Source organism: Amycolatopsis sp. NPDC059235, from assembly GCF_042754125.1.
GTDB classification, from domain to species: Bacteria; Actinomycetota; Actinomycetes; order Mycobacteriales; family Pseudonocardiaceae; genus Amycolatopsis; species Amycolatopsis albidoflava.
The window spans coordinates 39660-60857 of sequence record NZ_JBHZAG010000030.1 but is presented as its reverse complement, the minus strand read 5'-3'; the positions used below and the strand labels follow the sequence as shown (position 1 = coordinate 60857).

Below are 21198 nucleotides of genomic sequence, written 5' to 3'. Positions count from 1 at the left end.
CGGCCGAACCGGCATGATGGGGCGATGGCCGACGACGTTCCCGCGCAGACGGTGTACCCCAACCTGAAGTACGCCGATCCCAAGGCCGCCATCGCTTTCCTGACCGAAGCGTTCGGTTTCACCACGCACTTCGTCGTGGAGACCCCGGACGGGACGGTCGAGCATGCCCAGCTTCGTGTCGGCAACCAGCTGATCTTCCTCGGCAAAGACCAGCCAGCCGACCGATACGGCATGCACAGCCCCCTGACACTGAAGGGCACGAGCCACGCTTTGTGCGTATGGGTCCCCGACTCCGCCCTGGACGAGCACCAACGACACGCGCGGGAACACGGGGCGAGGATCCTGAACCCCGTCCACGCGTCGATCGCCGGAGTCCGCGAATACTCCTGCGCCGACCCGGAAAACCAAGTCTGGACCTTCAGCAGCTACACCGGCGAATGACCGCTCAGTTGTACTCGGAAATCTCCACTCCGAACGTCCCCGGCTCCAGCGCCTCGAAGATGTGCGGCACATCCCCCGGGTAACAGATGTAATCCCCCGGCAGCATCTCCACCGGATCGTCCATGATCCCGATCCGCGCCCGCCCCGCGCACAGCACCGTGTGCTCGACGACGCCGCTCATGTGCGGATCCGACCGCCGCGGGACGCCCGGCTCCGCGCTGACCAGGTAGATGTCCCGGCGCGCCGCGGACGGGCACGCGGACAGCAGGGTGCACGCGTAGTCGGCGTGTTCGGCGAACACCGTCGGGCCCTTGCCCGCGCGGATCACCTTCACCTCCTGCCGTTCCGGCTCGACCAGCCTCGAAAACGGCACGTCCAGCGCGACGCCGAGCGCCCACAGCGTCTCCACGCTCGGGTTGCCGGACCCCGACTCCAGCTGGGACAACGTGGATTTCGCCAGGCCGGCCCGCCGCGCGACCTCGGTCAGCGAGAGGCCGGCGCGGGCTCGTTCGCGGCGCAGGGACGCGGCGATGATGTCCAGCGGCGCGCCCGTGCTCTCGTTCGGCATGTGTGTTCGCTCCATCAGTCTTCTCGTTCGCCTTGACGAACAGGCCCCGACGTGTTCAGCATAGGACACTATGCGTTCGATTTGGCGAACACTCGATCGCGGCCTCGCCCGCGACATCGGTCTCGTGTGCCTGGCCGACACCCTCGTCGGCGTCTCCTACGGCGCCATCGCGGTCGGCTCCGGCTTCCCGCTGTGGGCGCCGATGCTGCTGTCCCTGCTGGTCTTCGCCGGCGCGTCGCAGTTCATGTTCGTCGGCATCGTGGCCTCGGGCGGCAATCCGCTCGCCGCGGTCGCCGCCGGGCTGCTGGTGAACGCGCGGCACGTGCCGTTCGGGTTCGCGGTCGGCGACGCGCTCGGCCGCGGCCTGCTCGGACGGCTGGCCGGAAGCCACCTGATGATCGACGAATCGGTGGCGTTCGCGCTGGCCCAGCGCGAGGCGGACCGGCGGCGGGCGGCGTACTGGGCGTGCGGCATCGGGCTGTTCGTGTGCTGGAACCTCGGGGTCGTCGTCGGCGCGTTCGCCGGGTCCGCGATCAGCGATACCGACGCGTTCGGCCTGGACGCCGCCTTCCCCGCGGTGCTGCTGGCGCTTGTGCTGCCGTCGCTGAAAGACCGGGCCGCCCGGCTGCCGGTGCTGATCGGCGTGGTGGTCGCGCTCGTGGCCACTCCCCTGCTCCCGGCGGGCCTGCCGGTGCTGCTGGCGCTGGTCGGAGTGGTCGCCGGAGCCGCGGCGAAGGAGCCGAAGACCCTGGAAGGAACGCACTGATGGACGGCGCGGAACTGATCGTCGCGACGCTCGTGCTGGCGGCGGGAACGTTCGCGTTCCGCCTCGCCGGGCCGCTGCTGCGCACGAAAGTGCGGTTGTCTCCGCGAGCGGAGCGGCTGATGACGCTGTCGGCGGTGGTGCTGCTCGCCGCGCTGGTCGCGACCAGCGCGTTGACCCAGGGGCACGAATTCGCCGGGATCGCGCGGCCGGCCGGGGTGCTGGTGGGCGGGGTGCTCGCGTGGCGGAAGGCGCCGTTCGTTTTCGTGGTGATCGCCGCCGCGGCGACTGCCGCTTTGCTCCGGCTCGCCGGAGTGCCGTAACCGCTCCCGGAAAATTGCGCGGGGCCGTTCGAGGCAGAATTCCCGGAAAGCGAATTCGCGCCCGGCGGGCAATAACGATCGGGAGGGAGAGACGAGTGCTCGTCTCCCCCTCCCGCCGGTGGGGAAATCAGTTTCGGGTCATCGAGCGGAAATCGCCCGCGAACCGGTCGCGCCGACGGCGCCACAGGTCGGTTCGTCCGGCTGGGCGGACACGCTCACCGCGTCCCAGGCGGCCTTCACCGAGTTGAACTCGGTGCAGCCGTTGGGGAACAAGCTCTTCGCCGCGGTCAGCGTCCAGGTGCGGTAGCTCTGGTACGAGCTGCCGCTGGTCTTGAGCAGCATCGCGTTGTAGAAGATCTTCACCGCGGTCTGCACGCCGAGCCCGGTGACCGTCGAGTTGTTGCAGGTCGGGCTGGTCGGCTGGCCGTTGGTCGGGTTCGAACCCTCGGCCAGCAGGTAGAACCAGTGGTTGCCGGGGCCGGCCGCGGCGTGCACCTCGGTGCCCGGGATCGAGTCGTCGTAGCAGTTCGCGTGGCCGAGCTGCGACGGGTCGTACATGTTGCGGATCGGCCCGCTGCCGGTGAGGTTCACCTGGTTGCCGACCAGGAAGTCGGGGACCGCGTAGGGCGCGGGCTCGTTGGCGAACCATTCGGACGAGGCCCCGAAGACGTCCGCGACGAATTCCTGGGTGCCGCTGCCGGACATGCTGCCCGGGGTGTGGTCGTCGATGCCGTGGCCGAACTCGTGCCCGATCACGTCGAGCGAGCCGATCCACTGGCCCGCGGTGTTGTTCCCGACCTGGACCTGGGTACCGTCGTAGTAGGCGTTCTGCTCGTTGAGGCCGACGCGGATCGGCCAGGCGCCGCCGTTGCCGTCGAAGCTGTTGCGGCCCAGCCATTGCGTCAGCATCTTGTTCTCTTGCTGGATGCCGTACAGGGCGTCGGCGCAGCCGGTTTCCTTGTCGGTCTCGTCGCCGTTGCCCCAGCTGTCAGTCGACTTCGTGAAAGTCTGCTGAGTGGAGGCGTCCTGGCAGCTGAGGTTCGAGATGGTCGGGTCGGTCATCGAGAAGCCGCCGGCGCCGTCCGACGTCGTGTCGAGGTGCAGCGGCTCCGGGCCGTTCCACACGCCCTGCGCGTCGCCGTAAGCCACGTGCTCCTGAGTGTGCAGGACTTTCCCGGTCGCGGCGTCGACGACGACGTCCAGCTTGCTCGGTCCTTCCGCGTTCCGCCCGGTCACGCGGGTCGTCCAGGCGAGTTTCGGGCTTCCGAGCGCGTACGCGGCCAGCGTCGCGGGCTGCACACTGTCCACAGTGGGCACCTGAGTGCGGGCGATCGCTTCGGCTTGCTTCGCGGTCAGCTTCGGCGACGTGCTGGGCAGGTCGATCGCGGCGGTCTGCGCGACCGAGGTGGCGAGGACCTGGCCCGCGGAGTTCGTGGACACGACGAAGTCGCCGCCGATGACCGGAATGCCTTTGTAGGTGCGGTCGTACGGCACGTACTTCAGCCCGTTGGTCGACGAGATCACCTTGTGCTGCTGGAAAACGTCGTCCTTGCTGGCATGCAGCGCGGCGGGCCGGGAGGCGACCAGCGCCTGCGCGGCGTTGGCGGCCATCGCTTCGGCGGCCTGCGGACTCTGCGGTTCGAGCGGCTGTGCGTGGGCGGCGGTGGCCGTGGTGACGGCCCCGGCCAGCACCCCTGCTGCGAGCAGCACGAGCGGTCGGCGCGATTTCATCGGCGGTGTTCTCCTCCGGACAGGCCGGATCAGACCCGGGGGTGGGGGCCGGATTCGGAAGTGGAATGGGATCGAACCCCGACAAGAGTCGGGTTTTTCCCAACTCCGGACAACCGACGAAGGTCGCTAAGTTATCAACTTCGCCGCCGTCGGCTCCGATTTCTGCGCTCTGTTTTCCGGAAATTCCCCTTTCCGCCCAAGAATCGCCAGTCGCCCACCTCGGCAGCAGACCGGCGTTAGGGATGAATCCGGCAGGAATTGCCCGGTGAATCCTTTGTGGACAGCCGCAGCCACGGCAGTCCACAGTGGAATCGAGGGCGTTGGGCCCCGGAGCTGGAGGCGGGCGAACGGCTGGTCCCGGGCCGTCCGCCTTGCCTCCCGGCGGGTCGCGGGTGTGTGATCGGGGACACAGTTCTTCCATCCGCCGTCGCTGAGGAGGCCGTCATGGCCGACAAGCAGAACAGGAGTGCCGACCCCGGGGCCGCCGTCGCTGTGGACGACCCCGCCAAGGTGCGCAACGTCGTCCTCGTCGGGCCGTCCGGTTCCGGCAAGACCACGCTCACCGAGGCCTTGCTCGCCGCGTCCGGCACGGTGCCGCGCGCCGGTTCGGTCGTGGAGGGCACCACGGTGTGCGACCACGACCCCGCGGCCGTGCGCCAGCAGCGCTCAGTCGGGCTTTCCGTCGCCCCGGTGCTGCACGCCGGGCACAAAATCAATCTGATCGACACCCCGGGGTACGCCGATTTCGTCGGCGAGCTGCGCGCCGGGCTGCGGGCCGCGGACGCCGCGCTGTTCGTCGTGTGCGCCGCCGAGGGCGTGGACGCCGCCACCGTCGCGGCGTGGGAGGAATGCGCGTCGGTGGGCATGCCGCGCGCCGTCGTGGTGTCGCGGCTCGACCACCACCGCGCCGACGCGCTCGCCGAGATCGCCGCCTGCCAAGCCGCCTTCGGCGCGGGCGTGCTGCCGCTGTACCTCCCCGCGCCGGACGGCCTGGTCGGGCTCGTCACCCAGCGCCGGTACGACTACTCCGCCGGCTACCCGCCGCGCGTGAGCGACCCGGACCCGGCCGCGCTGGACGGGCTCGCCGACGCCCGCAACGAGCTGATCGAGGGCATCATCGCCGAGAGCGAGGACGAGACCCTCATGGACCGCTACCTCGGCGGCGAGGAGATCGCCGAGGACGTGCTGATCGCCGACCTCGAAACGGCCGTCGCGCGCGGTTCGTTCCACCCGGTCATCCCCGTGTGCGCGACCAGCGGCATCGGCCTCGCCGAGGTGCTCGACGGCATCGTGCGGGCCTTCCCCTCTCCGCTGGAACACCAGCCGCCCGGCGTGACCAGCCCCGACGGCACCGCGCACGCCGCGCTGTCCGCCGACCCGGCCGGGCCGCTCGCCGCCGAGGTCGTGCGCACCGCGGTTGACTCGTACGTGGGACGCGTTTCGCTCGTCCGGGTGTTTTCCGGGACGCTGCGCCCGGAGAACCCCGTGCACGTCTCAGGCCACGGCCTCACCGAACGCGGCCACGAAGACCACGACACCGACGAGCGCTTCGCCCACCTGTATTCGCCGCTCGGCGCGAACCTGCGCGAGGTGCCGTTCTGCGTCGCGGGCGATCTGTGCGCGCTCACCAAGGTGGGTTCGGCCGAAACCGGCGACACCGTGTCTTCGCCGGACGATCCGCTGCTGATGAAACCGTGGCGGATGCCCGAACCGCTGCTGCCGGTCGCCGTCGTCGCGAAGTCCCGCAGCGACGAGGACACGTTGTCCCGCAACCTTTCCCGCCTCGTCGCGGGCGATCCGACGCTGCGCTTGGAACGCAACGCGGAGACCGGCCAGCTCGTGCTGTGGTGCATGGGCGAGGCACATTCGGAGGTCGTCCTCTCGCGGCTGCGCGCGGGCGGAGCGGACGTCGGCACCGAGCCGGTGCGGATCAGCCTGCGTTCCACGTTCGCGAAATCCGCCCGCGGGCATGGCCGGCACGTGAAGCAGTCCGGCGGGCACGGGCAGTTCGCGGTGTGCGACATCGAAGTCGAGCCGCTGCCGCGCGGCGGCGGGTTCGAGTTCGTGGACAAGGTGGTCGGCGGAGCCGTGCCGCACCAGTTCATCCCGAGCGTCGAGAAGGGCGTGCGCGCGCAACTGCAACGCGGTGTCCAGGATGGTTACCCGGTGGTGGATGTTCGCGTGACTCTGACCGACGGGAAAGCGCACAGCGTCGACTCGTCGGATGCCGCGTTCCAGACCGCGGGCGCGCTGGCCCTGCGGGAAGCCGCTGCGGCCAGCCGGATCTCCCTGCTCGAGCCGTTGGACACCGTCGAGGTGAGCCTGCCGGACGAACACCTGGGCACGGTGCTCGGCGACCTGTCGTCCCGCCGCGGCCGGGTGCTGGGCACCGAATCCGGAGAGGGCGGACACACCGTGGTGCACGCGGAGGTCCCCGCGGCGGAATTGCTGCGGTACGCGGTGGATCTGCGGTCTCTTACGTCGGGGACGGCTACTTTCACGCGCCGGCATGCCCGCTTCGAACCGATGCCGGAGGGGGCGGCGGTCCCGACCTGACCCCGGGCGAAGTCCGTGAGGGGAACCCTGAGGGACTCTGATTCCCTCAGGGTTCCCCTCACGGACAAACCGCGGTGGGCGCCACTGTCAGAACTCGAAGCCGCCCGGTCGCCCGTTCCGGTCCGCCACCAACCCCGCCAGCGTCGCCACCGCGATCTCCGCCGGAGTCCGCGAACCGATGTTCAGCCCCACAGGCCGGTGCACCCGCGCGATGTCCGGTTCCGCCACGCCCAGCGCGCGCAGCGCTTCCACATGCGGACCCGGATGCCGCGGGTTGCCCAGCACGCCGACCCACCGCGTCGGCACCGCCAGCGCAGCCTGAAGGACCGTCCCCAGCTCCGGCCGGTGGTGGTCCGTCACCACGACGTCCGCGTCCGGCCCAGGAGAGGGCGCGGTGGTGCGGACCTCGACGCCCTCGGGAGCATCGCTGGCCCGCGCCTCATCCGGCTCGAAAAGCACGGCGTGGTAACCCAAATCGGCGGCATAGCGCAGCAGGTACCGGGCCACCGGCGAGGCGAACACAGCTACCAAAGTCCGTTCGGCGGGCGCTTCTTCGACCTCGCCGTGTGCGACGGCGCAGGCATCGGGTTCGGTCGTCATGCGCCTCAGTCTGCCTCAGAGGTCCGGCTCGGCGAATTCGAAGTACTCCGGCAGCGGCGCGGTCCCGGCGAGCTTGAAATACCGCACCTTTCGACGACGCCGCAGCGCCAGCGTGTCCCGCACCGCGTCGTTGTGCACGCGGCGCGCGATGACGACCCGGTGTTCGGCGTCCGTCAACTCCTCGGCGAGCACCAACGGCAGCCGCGACCGGTCGATCGGGGCCAGGACCAGCGTCAACTCGTTCTCGGCGGCCTCTCGGTCCGGCCGCGAAGCAGCCTCCGCCCGCGCGGCTGCGGCGTGCAGGTCGGCACCGTCGTGCAATACCGCAGCGACTGCCCGCGCTACTACGGCCCGACGGGCGAGAGCAGCCTCTAAGGCAGCCCAGCCGGCGTCGGTCCGGACGTGCAGGCGGTCCAGCCGGTTCGCGGTCGCGACCAGGAACAGCCCGCCGAGCACCACGATCGCGGCCGCCGCCACGAGCAGCCACACCAGCACCGTCACGCGAGCTCCCGCTCCCCCGCCGCGACCAGCCGGGGATCCGCCGCGATGGCCGTTTCGTACACCCGCAGCACCTGGGTGACCACGACCGCCCAGTCGTACGCCGTCACCCGCTCGCCCGCCGCGGCCGCGAGCGACGCCCGGCGCGCCGGATCGCCCAGCAGTTCGCGCAGGCCGTCGGCGAGCGACGCCGGGTCGCCGGTCGTGGTGAGCATTCCGGCATGGCCGTCGTCGAGCACGCGGCGGAACGAGTCGAGGCCGCTGGCCAGCACCGGAGTGCCCGCGGCCATCGCCTCGGTCAGGATCATCCCGAAGCTCTCGCCACCCGTGTTCGGCGCGCAGTAGACGTCCACGCTGCGCAGCGCCCGCGCCTTCGTCTCGTCGTCGACCTGGCCCAGCAGCTCGATGTGCGGCCACAACTGCGGCCCCGCCATCCGCCGCAGCTGGTCCGGCTCGCCGCGGCCGACCACGAGCAGCCGCAGGTCCTCGAACTCCGGCAGCAGCCGTCGCGCGGCCTCCAGCAGCACGTCCATGCCCTTGCGCGGTTCGGTGAAGCGCCCGACGAACCCGATCGTCCCGCCCGCGCGCGGGTAGCCGTCCAGCGGCAGCGCACGAGAGAAGAACTCGACGTCGACGCCGTTCGGGATCTCGACCGCGTCGCCGCCCGCGTGCTCCACCTGCACCCGCCTGGCCAGCGCGGACACCGCGATCCGCGCGGTGATCTTCTCCAGCAGCGGACGCAGCACCGGCTGGAACGCCGCCAGCGTCCGCGAGCGCGTCGTCGCGGTGTGGAAGGTGGCCACGATCGGCCCGTCCGCGACCTTCAGCGCCAGCAGCGACAGGCTCGGCGCGGCCGGTTCGTGCAGGTGCAGCACGTCGAAGCCGTTCTCCCGGATCCACCGCCGCACCCGGGCGTAGGACACCGGCCCGAACTGCAGCCGCGCGACCGAGCCGTTGTACGGAATCCCCAGCGCCTTGCCCGCCGGGTGCACGAAATCCGGCAGCTGCGCGTCCTCGTCCGCCGGAGCCAGCACCGACACCCGGTGCCCGCGTTCGAGCAGCGCCCGCGCCAGGTCGATCACGTGCCCCTGGACCCCGCCGGGGACGTCGAACGAGTACGGGCACACGATCCCGATCTTCAACCCGCGCGCCACCCGGGTCAGCTCGCTTCTTCCAGCGGCTTGGGCTCCTTCGCCGCCGCGTCGGCGGGCCAGAACGGCTGCAGCATGTGCCAGTCGGCCGGATGCGCGGCGATGTCGCCGGCGAACACGTCGGCCAGCGCCTGCGTCGCGGCGGGCACCTCGGCCCGCTGCGTGACGCGGATGCGCGGATGGATCCGGATCTCCCAGCCGTCCTCGGTGAACCAGCAGCCGGTGGGCAGCAGCGCGGCGCCGGTGGTGGCGGCGAGCCGCGCCGGGCCGGGCGGCAGGTGCGTCTGCTCGCCGAAGAACCGCACCGGGATCCCGGACGACGTCAGGTCCCGGTCCCCCAGCAGGACCACCACCTTGTTCTCGCGCAGCCGCCGCAGCAGCAGCCGCATGGCCGCGCTGTCGCCGGTCAGCGGCACGATCTCGAAGCCGAGCGACTCCCGGAACTCCACGAACCGGCGGTACAGCGATTCGGGCTTGAGCCGCTCCGCGACCGTGGTGAAGGTGCCCGCGTAACTGGCGAGCCAGACGCCCGCGATGTCCCAGTTCCCGCTGTGCGGCAGCGTCATCACCGCGCCGTTGCCCTCGGCGAGCGCGGCGTCGATGTTCTCCGCGCCGGTCACCGTCACCTGTTTCGCGACCGCCGCGTGGTCCATCGCCGGCAGCCGGAACGTCTCGAACCAATACCGCGCGTACGACCGCATCGCGCGCCGGACCAGCTCGTCCAGCTCCGCTTCCCCGGCCTGCGGCACGACGCGGGCGAGGTTCGCGCGCAGCTGCCGCACGCCACCGCCGCCGCGCCGGGCGGCCATGTCGGCGCCGAAGGCGAACGTCGCCGACCCGAACGACTCCGGCAGCCGGCGGACGAACCGCCAGCCCGTCGCGTAGCCGAACTCGCCGAGCCGCTGGGACAGTGTGCTCACGGTTGCGCCCCGCCCGCCGATGAGTCGGCCTGTTTCGCCGCGACCGCCCGCGCCGCGCTCGCCACCGCCGCCGCCCGCTGCAGCAGCGTGATCACCGACAGCACGGCGAGCAGCCACAACGTGATCTCGACGGTGTAAGGCACGCCCAAGCCGTGCAGCCCGGTGCCGACCAGGGCGATGATGAGCCGCTCGGCGCGTTCCACCAGCCCGCCGTCGGCTTCGAGGCCGGACGCTTCGGCACGCGCCTTCACATAAGAAATGACCTGGGCCAGCACGAGACAGATCAGCGCGGCGGCCGCGGCCCGGTTGTTGTGGTCCTGTACGAAGCACCACCACGCGATCGCTGCGAACAGCGCCCCGTCGACCAGCCGGTCGCAGGTCGCGTCGAGCACCGCGCCGAAGGGCGTGCCGTACCCGCGGGCGCGGGCCATCGCACCGTCAAGCAGGTCGAGCATCGCGAAGCCCCACACGGTGAACGTGCCCCACAGCAGCATGCCCTGCGGGAAGAAGACCAGCGCGCACGCGACAGCTCCCGCGGTGCCGAGCACGGTCATCGCGTTCGGGGTCAGTCCGGCGCGGACCAGGGTGGCGCCGATCGGGTCCGTCACGCGGGAGACCGAGGCACGGGCGAAAATGTTGAGCATCTTCCTCGTCTGTGCACCTGATTCGGGGGCGGGTGGGCGACGAAAGCCTATCGACCCCGCTCACCGGACCGGACGTGCCCGCCCGCGACCCGCCGGAACGTCAGCCGGATTTCGGCAGTTCGACGACCGGCGCGGCGAATTCCGCCGCCTCTTCGGCTTCCCGGACGGCCTGGCACTTGGGCCGCAGCCCGGCCAGGATCGCCTCGGAAATCTCGCCCAGCTGGCGCACCTGCTCGGCGCTCAACTGGTCGAACAGCGTCTCCCGGACCGCCTCGACGTGCCCGGGCGCGGCCTCTTCGAGCGCGGCGAACCCGGAGTCGGTGAGCACCGCCCACGACCCGCGCTTGTCGGTCGGGCACGACTCGCGCTGGACCCAGCCCTTGGCCTCCAGCCGCGCCACCGCGTGCGACAGCCTGCTGCGCGACGAACCGCGCACCGACGCCAGCTCGCTCATCCGCAGCCGCCGTCCGTCCGCTTCGGACAGCGCGACCAGCACCTCGTAGTACGTGTGCGGCATGCCCGACTCGTGCTGCAGCTGTCCTTCGAGGTGGGCGTGCAGCAGCGAGCTGGCCTGGGCGTAGGAGCGCCAGACCCGCTGCTCGTCGTCGGTCAGCCAGCGTGGTTCGGACATATGGTCATCATACGCTGGTTGAGCACTCAATTACCGCGGCGCGACGGGCCTCACCACGCGCCCGCGAGCAGGTCGCGGGTTTCGCCGAGCAATTGCGGCAGCACCTTCGTGTGCCCGATCACCGGCATGAAGTTCGCGTCGCCGCCCCAGCGCGGCACCAGGTGCTGGTGCAGGTGCGCGGCGATGCCCGCCCCGGCGATCACGCCCTGGTTCATCCCGATGTTGAACCCGTGCGCCGCCGACACCGCCCGGATCACGCCCATCGCGTGCTGCGTGAACTCCGCCAGCTCGCGCGTCTCCTCAGGCGTGAGATCGGGGTAGTCCGCGACGTGCCGGTACGGAACCACCATCAGGTGGCCCGGGTTGTACGGGTACAGGTTCAGCACCGCGAACACGGTCTCGCCGCGGGCGACGATCAGCGCGCGCTTGTCGTCGCCGAGCCCGGGCAGGCGGCAGAACGGACAGCCGTCGGACTCGTCGCCGTCCGGCTTGTCCTGGCCGCGGATGTAGGCCATCCGGTGCGGGGTCCACAGCCGCTGCAGCGCGTCCGGGACCCCGACCCCGTCCTGTTCGACGAGTTCCGGCTCGGTCACTTCAGGATCTTCTCCACGGCCTCGGCCGACGGCGACGCGTTCTCCCGGCGCTCGATCCATTCGGCGATCGCCTCGACCGCCTGGTCCACCGGGACGCCGTTGATCTGGCCGCCGTCGCGGAACCGGAACGACACCGCGCCCGCCTCCGCGTCCTTCGCGCCGGCCAGCAGCAGGAACGGCACCTTCTGCGTGGTGTGCGTGCGGATCTTCTTCTGCATCCGGTCGTCGCTCGCGTCGACCTCGACGCGGATCCCCTTGGCGCGCAACGCCTTCTCCACGCCGCGCAGGTACTCGACCTGGTCGGCGGTGATCGGGATGGCCACCGTCTGCACCGGCGACAGCCACGCCGGGAACGCGCCCGCGTAGTGCTCGGTCAGCACGCCGAAGAACCGCTCGATCGAGCCGAACAGCGCGCGGTGGATCATGATCGGCCGCTGGCGGCTGCCGTCGGACGCGGTGTACTCCAGGCCGAAGCGCTTGTTCTGGTTGAAGTCCAGCTGGATGGTCGACATCTGCCAGGTGCGGCCGATGGCGTCCTTCGCCTGCACCGAGATCTTCGGGCCGTAGAAGGCCGCGCCGCCCGGGTCCGGCACCAGTTCGAGGCCGGAGTCGACGGCGGCCTGGCGCAGCGTCTCGGTGGCCTCCTCCCACTCCCAGTCCTCGCCGATGAACTTCTCCGAGTCACCCCGGGTGGACAGCTCGAGGTAGAAGTCGGACAGGCCGTAGTCGGCCAGCAGGTCCAGCACGAACTTGAGCAGCGACCGCAGCTCGGACGGCATCTGCTCCTTGGTGCAGTAGATGTGCGAGTCGTCCATCGTCAGGCCGCGCACGCGGGTGAGGCCGTGCACGACGCCGGACTTCTCGTAGCGGTAGACGGTGCCGAATTCGAACAGCCGCAGCGGCAGTTCGCGGTAGGACCGCCCGCGCGAGCGGAAGATCAGGTTGTGCATCGGGCAGTTCATGGCCTTGAGGTAGTAGTCCTCTTCCTCGAACTGCACCGGCGGGAACATGGTGTCCGCGTAGTACGGCAGGTGCCCGGAGGTGTGGAACAGATCGCCTTTGGAGATGTGCGGTGTGTTCACGAACTCGTAGCCGGCTTCCTCGTGCCTGCGGCGCGAGTAGTTCTCCAGCTCGCGGCGGATGATGCCGCCCTTGGGGTGGAACACCGGCAGCCCGGAGCCGATCTCCTCGGGGAAGGAGAACAGGTCCAGCTCCGCGCCGAGCTTGCGGTGGTCGCGGCGCTCCGCCTCGGCGAGGCGCTCGAGGTGGGCGTCCTGCGCCTCGGCCGATTCCCACGCGGTGCCGTAGATCCGTTGCAGCTGCGGGTTTTTCTCGTTGCCGCGCCAGTACGCGGCGGCCACCCGGGTGAGCTTGAAGGCCGGGATGAACTTGGTGGTGGGCACGTGCGGGCCGCGGCAGAGGTCGCTCCACACGCGTTCCTTGGTGCGCGGGTCGAGGTTGTCGTAGATCGTCAGCTCGCCGCCTCCGACCTCCATGACCTCGGTGGTGTCCACATCGGACTTGATGTCCACCAGCTCCAGCTTGAAGGGCTCGTCCTTCAGCTCTTCCTTGGCCTCGTCGACGGAGTCGAAGACGCGGCGCGAGAACTGCTGCGCGCCCTTGACGATCTGCTTCATCCGCTTCTCGAGCTTCTGCAGATCCTCGGGCGTGAACGGCTTTTCGACGGCGAAGTCGTAGTAGAAGCCGTCGCGCACCGGCGGGCCGATGCCGAGCTTGGCGTCCGGGAATTCCTGCTGGACGGCCTGGGCGAGCACGTGCGCGGCGGAGTGCCGGATCACGCTGCGGCCGTCCTCGGTGTTCGCCGCGACGGCTTCGACCAGCGCCTCGGCTTCCGGGCTCCACGCGAGGTCGCGCAGTTTCCCGTCGGCGTCGCGGACGACGACGATCGTGTCCGGGCCCTTGGTGGGCAGCCCGGCTTCGCGCACCGCGGCGCCCGCCGTAGTGCCCGCCGGCACCACCACGCGCGGGGCGGGTACGGCGGCTACTGACGACGGCTGGGACACGATCGGGCTCCTTCGGGAGAAGTGACTGAAACGGCTTCCGCTGATGCTAGTCGGCGGCGACGAACCCGATTCGACCGCCGTCGGCTGACCCTGCCCGCGGACGCCGAGAGGCCGCCCCGGGCGTGCGGGGCGGCCTCTCGGCGGCGAAAGAAGGGTCAGAGCGTGTCGACGACCTGGTCGAAGTCGAGCCGCGGCAGGCGGTCGTACCACGGGTTCTCGCCCGGCTTGCCGACGTTCACCACGACGAGCGAACGCCAGTTGTTGCCGGAGAAGAACTCCTTGTCCACGCCCGCGGCGTCGAAGCCGGTCATCGGGCCCGCGGCCAGACCGGCGGCGCGCACGCCGATGATGAAGTAGCCGACCTGCAGCAGCGAGTTCAGCTTGGAGAACTCGACGCGGCCGGACTCGTCGGCGAAGTTGTCCTTCACGCCGGGGTTGTGCGGAAAGATCTGCGGGATGTTCTCGTGGAAGTCCACGTCCGCAGCCAGGATGACGGTCAGCGGCGCGGCTTCGGTCTTGGCGCGGTTGCCCTCGGCCAGGTGCGGCAGCAGGCGCTGCTTCGCCTCGTCGCTGCGGATGACCAGCGCGCGCAGCGGCTGGGTGTTCATCGACGTCGGGGCCCACTTGACGAGGTCGTAGATCGCGCGGACCTGCTCGTCGGTCACCGGCTCGGCGCTGAAGTTGTTGGCCGTGCGCGCCTCGCGGAACAGCAGGTCCTGCACCTCGGCGGGCACCTGCAACTGCTCGGTCTCTGCGAAAGTAGTCATCGGTTCGGCGTTCCTTCCCGTGCTGTCGCCTACGCACGGCACCAACATGGTTGAACGCTTGACTATTTCTCGTCCGGCACGGTTGTGACTCAGCGCACGAGCGACGGCCGCCGGTCCTCGCGGGACCGACGGCCGTCGTCAGCGGAATCCTCGCTGGTCAGTAGGCGCCCTGCCCGGCGAGCACGGCGCGGAAGGTCTTCCAGAGGATCACCAGATCGAGAGCCAGCGACCAGTCCTCGACGTAGCGGAGGTCGAGGCGGATGCTCTCCTCCCACGATAGATCGCTGCGCCCGCTCACCTGCCACAGCCCGGTCAGCCCCGGTTTCACCAGCAGCCTGCGGCGCGCGGCCGGAGCGTACGTCGCGGTCTCCTCCGGCAGCGGCGGCCGCGGCCCGACCAGCGACATCCGTCCGGCGACGACGTTGAACAGCTGCGGCAACTCGTCGAGCGAATACCGGCGCAGCAGCCCGCCGACCTTCGTGACCCGCGGATCCTTCTTCATCTTGAACAGCGGCCCCGCGCCTTCGTTCGCCGTCTCCAGGTCGTGCCGGATCAGGTGCGCGTTCACGACCATGGTGCGGAATTTGAGCATCGTGAAGGCTTCGCCGTCCTTGCCGATGCGCCGCTGCCGGTAGATCACCGGACCCCGGTCGCCCGCCTTCACCGCGACCGCGATCGCCAGCAGCAGCGGGGAAAACAGCGCGAGCAGCAACGCCGCGCCGCAGCGGTCGACGACCTCTTTGACGAAACGGCGTCCGCCGGTGAACGCGGGCGCGGTGACCCGCAGCAGCGGCATGCCCAGCACTCCGCTGACGTTCAGCCGCGGACCGGCGACCTCCATCAGCATCGGCGCGACGACCATTTCCGACGACGTGCCTTCGAGATCCCAGGCCAGCCGCTGCAGCCGCTCCGGATTCCAGTACTGGTCGGCGGTGATGGCCACGACCCGGTAGCCGCCCCGGCGCACGTGCCGCGAAAGCTCCTCGAGCCGCCCGACGACCGGCACGCCGTCGATCTCGCCGTGCCCGGTGGACGTGCAGACCGCCTCGACCCGCCATCCGACGTGCGCCTCGGTCCGCGTCCGCTTGATCAGGTCGGCGACGGTGTCCGCGTTGCCGGCCGCCATCACGGGCAGCAGGCACAGCCCGCGCCGCCGTCTGCGGTGCAGAATCTGCCTGAGCACATATCGCTGCGGAAACAGCACCAATGCGACGGCTGGAACCACGAAAAACACCCAGGGCTGCACTTCGAGGGCGCCGAACAACAATCCGCCGAAAGCGACCAGGACCGCCGCGGTGATCAGCGCCCGGCCCAGCGTCCGGTACTCCTCGGGGCCCTCCCCCAGCACCCGCGCGCTCCACGCCCGGCTGACCGGAAGGGCGCAGAGGATCGCGAACGCGGTGCCGAACGCGTGCATGTCGTGCGGAGCGACCCGGTCGATGATGAACGCGCTGATCGCGATCACCACGCAGGCCGCGACGAGATCCGACGCGATCACGGTCCTGCGGTACCGCTTCTCCCATTCCGCGGCGTGCGTTTTCGGCGGATCTCCCTCCGCCGGGCAGACCGTCGCCGGGTCGAGCCGGTCGTCGGCGGCACGGCCGGGCGGCGGGGCCGCCACGTCGACCGGCGGTGCGGGGACCGCCCTGAGGTCGACCCGCGGCAGCGCGACGCCGTCCGCGGGCCAAGGCCGCACCGGTTCTTCCATCAGTCCTCCCGCGCTACGCAAGCTCCCCGGACCTGATCGCCACCGGCACACTGAGTCAGGACCGCCAATCACAATCAGTGATCATGAGACGGTTCGGCCCACTGTCGCCGAAGGTGTGACACTCGCCAAGGTATCGGGTGGTCAGCGAGCGGTGTTACAGAGATTTTCCAGCCACAGCCTGCGAGTCTTCCCCGTCAAGAAGCACCGGGAAGATAACGGGAATGTCACGATGGGTCACGCTGGCTCGGCAACCGAAACTACCCGCAGTAGTCAAGTTTCCCACTACCTACACCGAACGGCCCAGCAGGCCCGCAGCCGATTCAGCTCCCCCGCACGGGTCAGCGGCCGCGGGCGAACCCGCCCCAACCGCCGTTCGGGCACAAGCTCTGCGCCGACTCGCCGATTTCCTTTGCCCGCAGCGCAATCCGCTCCGAAATGCGCGGGAGGTCCCGTCTTCGACCATTTGGGTGGTCTGAACCATTCCCGGCGCGCTCTCCGCCGCGCCGGGAACCCCCGCCGCACATTTCTCCCGGATTAGCCCGGAACCCGCCTTCGCGGCGGGGCCAGGTCCACACTGGACGCTCGAAAAGCGCAGGTCTTCGCTCAGGCCGACGGCGGTGCCGCCGCCGTCGCGTTGAGCGCGGTCACCACTGTCCGCTCCTCGAAGTCGAAATGCGCCTCCAGTTCACCGGCGAGCCGCTCCAATTCGGCCCGCAGCCGCGCCGGGTCGGATTCGCCTGGGACGAACCCGTCGACCAGCTCCCGGATCGAGTCCTGCAGCCACGCCACCACGTGATGCTGCTCGGCGAGCTGCGCGATGGCCGGGGCAAGTGCCGGGAACTGCTCCGCCAGCGAGGGGAACACCACCGAGTCCTCGCCGACGTGATGCCGCCGCAGTGCGGTACAGAAGCTGAGGCAGTGGGTGCGCATCTCCTGCGCCAGGTCCGGTTTCGGCCGGACGATCGCCGTCGCGCTGCCGTTGGCCAGGTTGTCCGCCTGCTCGCGCAGCGTCCGCAACTCACTGCGAAACCATTGGTGCACTTCGACGAGCCAATCCCCCATTCCTTTGACGCGCTCGTCGATCCGATGCAAGACGACCACCGGAATCTCGCGGGTCGTCTTCGCCTGATAATCGCCGTAGCCCGGCGCTTCGGCGACCACTTGCGCGAAAAGTTTCTCGTACGCGGTTCCCCGCGGAATAGCCGCCATCGCCTGATACGTGTCGCTGCCGGTCTCGACAGTCACTCTCGGATTCCGCCGGATGTTGTGGTACCAGGCGGGATTGCGGTCCGCCCCGTTCGCCGACGCGACGACCACGCCGTTGCCGTCGATCCGCAAGTAGCCGAGCAGCACCTCCCGGTTCAGGCCGCTTCTCGCACCGGTCGTCGTCAGCACTGCCAGCGACCAGCCCTCGAACATTCCGCCCAGCGCACCGCGGTTCGCGCGGAACTCGGCAATGAGCCTGCGGTGAAAATCGTCGCTCACACAATTCCTTTCGGTTATTCCCGGAAAGGAGGCATCGAGCACAGGACAGGACGCGAAAAGACCCCGCAGGCACAGGCATGGCGCAGCGATCCGGCTGACGGATCCGCGGAACTGCGAGAGACGGAGAGCCCGATCTCTGTGCTGGCTGGTTAGCCGCTACCTCCATGCATAGGCCCATACGGGGCGCACGGCTAAGTTAGCACAGCCGCGGATCTTCGCGCGGCTGAATCCTTTCGCCGGGGCGATCGCTCTTATGGACGTGCGGCCACGAGGCCGACGCGTCGAAGGAGGTTCGATGACCGTAGTCATTGTCGCCGTGGTGGTCGTGGCGGTTCTGGTGTGCAGCTGCGTGGTGTTCCTGCGAGCGCGGGGCAGGTCGAAGCGTGGCTGAGCCCTGGCCCGCCGACCAGCTCGTGCTGGCGGCGCAGCGCGGCGACGAGGCGTCGATCGCCGTGCTGGTGTCCGGCGCGTACCCGCACGTCCGGAGGTTCGCGTTCTCGTTGTGCGCGAGCAGCCAGGACGCCGAGGACGCGGCGCAGGAGGCGATGATCGTCCTGTTCCGCAAGATCGGAACCCTGCGCGCGACGGCCGCGCTCGCGTCGTGGATGTTCCGCATCGTTCGCAACGAATGCCTGCGCCGGGCACGGGCACTGGTGCGACGCGACGAGCCGATCCCGGACACCGCGGGTCCGTCCGCCGAGGACGACGTGCTGAGCAGGCTGGAGGTCGAACGCCTGTCCGCCGCCATCGCTTCGCTGCCCGACGACCAGCGCGGGGTGCTGATCATGCGCGACGTCCAGGGCCTGCCGGGAAAGACCGTCGCCAAGTCGCTGGGCTTGAGCACCGCGGCGATGAAGTCACGGCTGCACCGCGCCCGCGCCTCGGTCCGCGCGTCCCTGGATCTCCCGGAGGAAGGCCGATGAGCACGTCGTACGCCAGCAAGTCCCTGTCGGCCCATCTCGCGCGCGGGATCGTCGGATTCGGCCTGATCGCCGCGTCGCTCGCGCTGGCCCCGGTCGTCGGGTGGATCAGCCTGCTGGCACTGCCGGCGGGCGTGCTGGCGCTGCGCGGATGCCCGACATGCTGGGCGATCGGGCTGGTGCAGACCGTGTCGCGCGGGCGTCTGGAGCGGACCTGCGAGGACGGGGTGTGCCGGCTGGAACCGGCGCGGGGACGCTGACCCGGCGGATCGCTCCCCTTCACCGCCGAAGGCCTGCCGACAGGGATCGTCGGCAGGCCTTCGGATGGGGATGGTGGGCGATACTGGGATCGAACCAGTGACCTCTTCGGTGTGAACGAAGCGCTCTCCCGCTGAGCTAATCGCCCGCTCGCGGTGCGGATCCAGCCTACCCCACGACTTTCGGGGGCCTGCAAACGGGTGGTTTGCTCCGACTACAGCGCGTCTGCCAGCGATAACCGTCCGAACAACCCCGAGCTAACCAAGGCCTTGCCCGGACGGGGGCGCGTGCGGCCGTCCGCGACATCCGTGCGACGGTGCTATCGCACAGCGGCCGAACCGCGCAAGATGTACTGGTGGCTCCCCACCGGGCGCCCGCTGAAGGCTGCGCGGCACGGACGGCGACGGACCGGACGGACCTCGGGGCAGACGGTCTCGAACGGGTGATCTCGAGCGCACTCGCGACGGATCCGGGCTCCTGGTGCGTCTCACCGTTGTCCTCGGTCGTCCGGGCCGGGAAGGGAGACGAAGGGTAGGACGATGCGCAACGATCACGTGACGCTCCGCTCGACGGCGGTCTTCGACCTGCTGGCGCCGCGGACCCCGGCGGTTCCGGTGAAGGTGGAGCTGCGCTACGACACCCGCGACCCCTATGCCGTCGTCGCCGCCTTCCGCACCGGGCGGGCCGGCTGGGTCGAATGGGTCTACGCGCGCGACCTGCTCGCCGACGGCCTGCTCGCCGACGCCGGCGACGGGGACGTCCGCATCCGGCCCTCGGTGGAGGACCCGGAGTCGGTCCTGATCGAGCTGAACTCGCCGTCCGGGCACGCCATGTTCGAGGCGTCCGCGCAGGAGCTGGCCGATTTCCTGGACCGCACGTACGACGTCGTGCTGCCGGGCAACGAGCACCTGTGGGTCGACGTCGACGACGCGCTCACCCACCTGATCCCGAACGATCTGGCCTGATCACCGCCCCGCGAGCAGGCCAACAACCCCCCGGTGCCGCGCCGGTCGCCGGGGTCGGATATGGTTCTTTCACACCACGGCGACGGGGTGCGAGCCTCCGGCCCGCGATCCCGAAGCCACGGTAGTGCGGACGTAGCGCAGCTGGTAGCGCATCACCTTGCCAAGGTGAGGGTCGCGGGTTCGAATCCCGTCGTCCGCTCGGAGGGCTCAAGCCCCATGCGGTGGAGTGGCCGAGAGGCGAGGCAACGGCCTGCAAAGCCGTGTACACGGGTTCGAATCCCGTCTCCACCTCGCGCGATTAGCTCAGCGGGAGAGCGCTTCCCTGACACGGAAGAGGTCACTGGTTCAATCCCAGTATCGCGCACCAGCGTTCGGAAGCCCTGCTTCTCTTCGGAGAGGCAGGGCTTTCGTCGTTCCCGGCTCAGGAAGGGAACAGCGTCGATCCCAGCGGACGGTGCTCGTCGAAGCCCGGGAGGATCAGGAAGGTCCCGCTCGCGGTGGTGGTCGTGAACGGCAGCAGCGCGTCCGCGGTCTCCATGCTCGCCAGGGTGGCGGTGAACGTGTGCAGGTCGTTCTGGAAGCTCACGAAGAGGAGCCCTGGCGCCGGAGTGTCCATGCTGTAGCTGCGGCGCAGCATGAGCCCGGCCCCGACGACGTTCGCGTGGGCGCGGCGGATGTGGGCGCCGGCGGGGACGAGGTAGCGGCCGTCCGGGGTTTTCGCGCCCAGATCCGGGCCGTCCGCGATGGAGCCGCCGGACAGCGGGATCCCGGTGTCCCTTCGGCGGCCGAAGACTGCTTCCTGCGCGGCGACTGGCAAGGCGGCGAATCGCGTGACGTCCAGCGCCATCCGCCGGACGACGGCGATCGTCCCGCCCGCGACGGGAGCCGGGCCGGTGAGCCACAGGTCCCGTTGCTGCTCGGCGGGAGTGTGCGGGCCGATGATGCCGTCGACGAAGCCCAGGACGTTCCGGGGCGCGGTCAGCCCCTCCGAGACCGGGACGTGCGGCCCGCGTCCGCCGGACTGCCGCCAGCGCTCGCGCACTCCGGGCTGAGCCAGCAGCGCGGCCGCGGCGACGGGCGGGACGAGCGGGTCGCTCGCGCAGAGGTGAAGCAGCAGATCGCCGCCGCGGTCCGAGGGAGCGATCGCCTCGTGGGCGGCGGGTGCGAGGTCTTTCGCGCCGGGCAGTCGCGGATCGCGGGCTTGGACCAGTCTCGGACCGACGCCCACTGTCACGGTCAGGTCGCCTGGGGGCAAGCCCAGCAGGCGCCCGTCCGTGCCAGCGGTCAAGGCGACGATGCGGCGGCCTAATTCGGCGAGAAGTGGGCCTGGCGCAACGGAAACATCTGCGGCGACGACCAACAGGTGCGGTTGTGGTTGTTGCGGCGTGGTGATTCCGGCTTGCTGGGCGCCGGTGGGCGGGATCGGGCTGGGCCGGGTCTCGGCGGAATCGGGCGCGGAGGCCGCGTGGCAGCCGGCGGCGAGCCCGGCGGTCACCGCGGCCCCAAGAAAAGCGCGGCGGGAAGGGCGGCGCTCAGCGGAATTCACGTCGGGCAGCGTGACAGATTCCGGTGCGCCAGGCGAATTCGGCTCGGCGAAAGGGCATCTCCCCGAACCCGCTCCCCCGGGCTCACGGCACGACCTACCAGGCCAC

21 protein-coding genes and 4 tRNA genes are annotated in these 21198 nt (G+C 70.1%); 10 read left to right on the top strand and 15 right to left on the bottom strand.

What is annotated here, in order from left to right; translation table 11 throughout:
• Positions 1 to 24: 24 nt before the first annotated feature.
• Positions 25 to 441, top strand: coding sequence for a VOC family protein (locus tag ACFXI3_RS21000; protein ID WP_378401425.1), 417 nt, complete (start codon positions 25 to 27; stop codon positions 439 to 441).
• Positions 442 to 445: 4 nt separating this feature from the next.
• Here the strand turns inward: ACFXI3_RS21000 and ACFXI3_RS20995 are convergent, their stop codons facing one another.
• Positions 446 to 1009 (bottom strand): XRE family transcriptional regulator, encoded by a 564-nt coding sequence (locus ACFXI3_RS20995; protein WP_344277627.1) that lies wholly within the window; start codon positions 1007 to 1009, stop codon positions 446 to 448.
• Between the two features lie 70 nt (positions 1010 to 1079).
• Here ACFXI3_RS20995 and ACFXI3_RS20990 point away from each other — a divergent pair, with 70 nt between their 5' ends.
• Both ACFXI3_RS20990 and ACFXI3_RS20985 read left to right on the top strand, forming a co-directional pair.
• Complete coding sequence (locus ACFXI3_RS20990; protein WP_378401423.1) at positions 1080 to 1775, top strand: AzlC family ABC transporter permease; 696 nt, start codon at positions 1080 to 1082, stop codon at positions 1773 to 1775.
• A complete protein-coding gene (locus tag ACFXI3_RS20985; RefSeq protein ID WP_378401421.1) occupies positions 1775 to 2095 on the top strand; it encodes an AzlD domain-containing protein in 321 nt (106 codons plus the stop codon). Before ACFXI3_RS20990 ends, ACFXI3_RS20985 begins: the two co-directional genes overlap by 1 nt.
• A 138-nt stretch (positions 2096 to 2233) precedes the next feature.
• Here the strand turns inward: ACFXI3_RS20985 and ACFXI3_RS20980 are convergent, their stop codons facing one another.
• Positions 2234 to 3826, bottom strand: a complete 1593-nt coding sequence (locus ACFXI3_RS20980) for a M4 family metallopeptidase (RefSeq protein WP_378401419.1) — start codon at positions 3824 to 3826, stop codon at positions 2234 to 2236.
• A 444-nt stretch (positions 3827 to 4270) separates the two neighbouring features.
• On the opposite strand from ACFXI3_RS20980, the gene ACFXI3_RS20975 reads away from it, so the two are divergent.
• The gene (locus tag ACFXI3_RS20975) at positions 4271 to 6382 is read left to right on the top strand and encodes an elongation factor G-like protein EF-G2 (RefSeq protein WP_378401418.1); all 2112 of its coding nucleotides are present in this window, start codon (positions 4271 to 4273) and stop codon (positions 6380 to 6382) included.
• Positions 6383 to 6469: 87 nt separating this feature from the next.
• Here the strand turns inward: ACFXI3_RS20975 and ACFXI3_RS20970 are convergent, their stop codons facing one another.
• The 11 genes from ACFXI3_RS20970 to ACFXI3_RS20920 all read right to left on the bottom strand — a co-directional run bounded on the left by ACFXI3_RS20970 (position 6470) and on the right by ACFXI3_RS20920 (position 17337).
• On the bottom strand, positions 6470 to 6982 hold the full coding sequence (locus ACFXI3_RS20970) for an XdhC family protein (protein WP_378401416.1): 513 nt from the start codon (positions 6980 to 6982) through the stop codon (positions 6470 to 6472).
• Positions 6983 to 6997: 15 nt separating this feature from the next.
• A complete protein-coding gene (locus ACFXI3_RS20965; protein WP_344277058.1) occupies positions 6998 to 7483 on the bottom strand; it encodes an NUDIX hydrolase in 486 nt (161 codons plus the stop codon).
• On the bottom strand, positions 7480 to 8622 hold the full coding sequence (locus ACFXI3_RS20960) for a glycosyltransferase family 4 protein (RefSeq protein ID WP_344277630.1): 1143 nt from the start codon (positions 8620 to 8622) through the stop codon (positions 7480 to 7482). The genes ACFXI3_RS20965 and ACFXI3_RS20960 overlap by 4 nt, the downstream gene beginning before the upstream one ends.
• A 17-nt stretch (positions 8623 to 8639) precedes the next feature.
• Positions 8640 to 9551, bottom strand: coding sequence for a phosphatidylinositol mannoside acyltransferase (locus ACFXI3_RS20955; protein ID WP_344277061.1), 912 nt, complete (start codon positions 9549 to 9551; stop codon positions 8640 to 8642).
• Positions 9548 to 10195, bottom strand: a complete 648-nt coding sequence (gene pgsA / locus ACFXI3_RS20950; RefSeq protein WP_344277063.1) for a phosphatidylinositol phosphate synthase — start codon at positions 10193 to 10195, stop codon at positions 9548 to 9550. Before pgsA ends, ACFXI3_RS20955 begins: the two co-directional genes overlap by 4 nt.
• Positions 10196 to 10295: 100 nt before the next feature.
• The gene (locus ACFXI3_RS20945; protein WP_344277066.1) at positions 10296 to 10826 is read right to left on the bottom strand and encodes a MarR family transcriptional regulator; all 531 of its coding nucleotides are present in this window, start codon (positions 10824 to 10826) and stop codon (positions 10296 to 10298) included.
• A 50-nt stretch (positions 10827 to 10876) separates the two neighbouring features.
• Positions 10877 to 11419 carry an HIT domain-containing protein gene (locus ACFXI3_RS20940; RefSeq protein ID WP_344277069.1) on the bottom strand — a complete coding sequence of 181 codons (543 nt, stop codon included), beginning with the start codon at positions 11417 to 11419 and terminating at the stop codon, positions 10877 to 10879.
• Positions 11416 to 13443, bottom strand: a complete 2028-nt coding sequence (gene thrS, locus ACFXI3_RS20935) for a threonine--tRNA ligase (RefSeq protein WP_378401412.1) — start codon at positions 13441 to 13443, stop codon at positions 11416 to 11418. The genes ACFXI3_RS20940 and thrS overlap by 4 nt, the downstream gene beginning before the upstream one ends.
• A gap of 155 nt (positions 13444 to 13598) precedes the next feature.
• Complete coding sequence (locus tag ACFXI3_RS20930; protein WP_344277075.1) at positions 13599 to 14210, bottom strand: malonic semialdehyde reductase; 612 nt, start codon at positions 14208 to 14210, stop codon at positions 13599 to 13601.
• 157 nt (positions 14211 to 14367) lie between these two features.
• Positions 14368 to 15918 (bottom strand): sugar transferase, encoded by a 1551-nt coding sequence (locus tag ACFXI3_RS20925; protein ID WP_378401410.1) that lies wholly within the window; start codon positions 15916 to 15918, stop codon positions 14368 to 14370.
• 603 nt (positions 15919 to 16521) lie between these two features.
• On the bottom strand, positions 16522 to 17337 hold the full coding sequence (locus ACFXI3_RS20920; protein ID WP_378401491.1) for a nitroreductase/quinone reductase family protein: 816 nt from the start codon (positions 17335 to 17337) through the stop codon (positions 16522 to 16524).
• A 449-nt stretch (positions 17338 to 17786) separates the two neighbouring features.
• On the opposite strand from ACFXI3_RS20920, the gene ACFXI3_RS20915 reads away from it, so the two are divergent.
• Positions 17787 to 18326: an RNA polymerase sigma factor gene (locus ACFXI3_RS20915; RefSeq protein WP_378401408.1), complete on the top strand. Its 540-nt coding sequence runs from the start codon at positions 17787 to 17789 to the stop codon at positions 18324 to 18326.
• Positions 18323 to 18583 carry a hypothetical protein gene (locus ACFXI3_RS20910; RefSeq protein WP_344277086.1) on the top strand — a complete coding sequence of 87 codons (261 nt, stop codon included), beginning with the start codon at positions 18323 to 18325 and terminating at the stop codon, positions 18581 to 18583. Before ACFXI3_RS20915 ends, ACFXI3_RS20910 begins: the two co-directional genes overlap by 4 nt.
• 71 nt (positions 18584 to 18654) lie before the next feature.
• Here the strand turns inward: ACFXI3_RS20910 and ACFXI3_RS20905 are convergent.
• Positions 18655 to 18729, bottom strand: a tRNA-Val gene (locus tag ACFXI3_RS20905).
• 391 nt (positions 18730 to 19120) lie between these two features.
• Between ACFXI3_RS20905 and ACFXI3_RS20900 the strand changes: the two genes are divergently transcribed.
• From ACFXI3_RS20900 to ACFXI3_RS20885, 4 genes are all read left to right on the top strand, one after another.
• Entirely contained in the window at positions 19121 to 19546 is a 426-nt protein-coding gene (locus tag ACFXI3_RS20900; RefSeq protein WP_005159130.1) for an SsgA family sporulation/cell division regulator, read from the top strand.
• Between the two features lie 126 nt (positions 19547 to 19672).
• A tRNA-Gly gene (locus tag ACFXI3_RS20895) sits at positions 19673 to 19745 on the top strand.
• Positions 19746 to 19766: 21 nt separating this feature from the next.
• Positions 19767 to 19837 (top strand) — tRNA-Cys (locus ACFXI3_RS20890).
• Between the two features lies 1 nt (position 19838).
• A tRNA-Val gene (locus ACFXI3_RS20885) sits at positions 19839 to 19913 on the top strand.
• Between the two features lie 54 nt (positions 19914 to 19967).
• Here ACFXI3_RS20885 and ACFXI3_RS20880 read toward each other — a convergent pair.
• Complete coding sequence (locus tag ACFXI3_RS20880) at positions 19968 to 21092, bottom strand: Dyp-type peroxidase (protein WP_378401406.1); 1125 nt, start codon at positions 21090 to 21092, stop codon at positions 19968 to 19970.
• Positions 21093 to 21198: the final 106 nt, after the last annotated feature.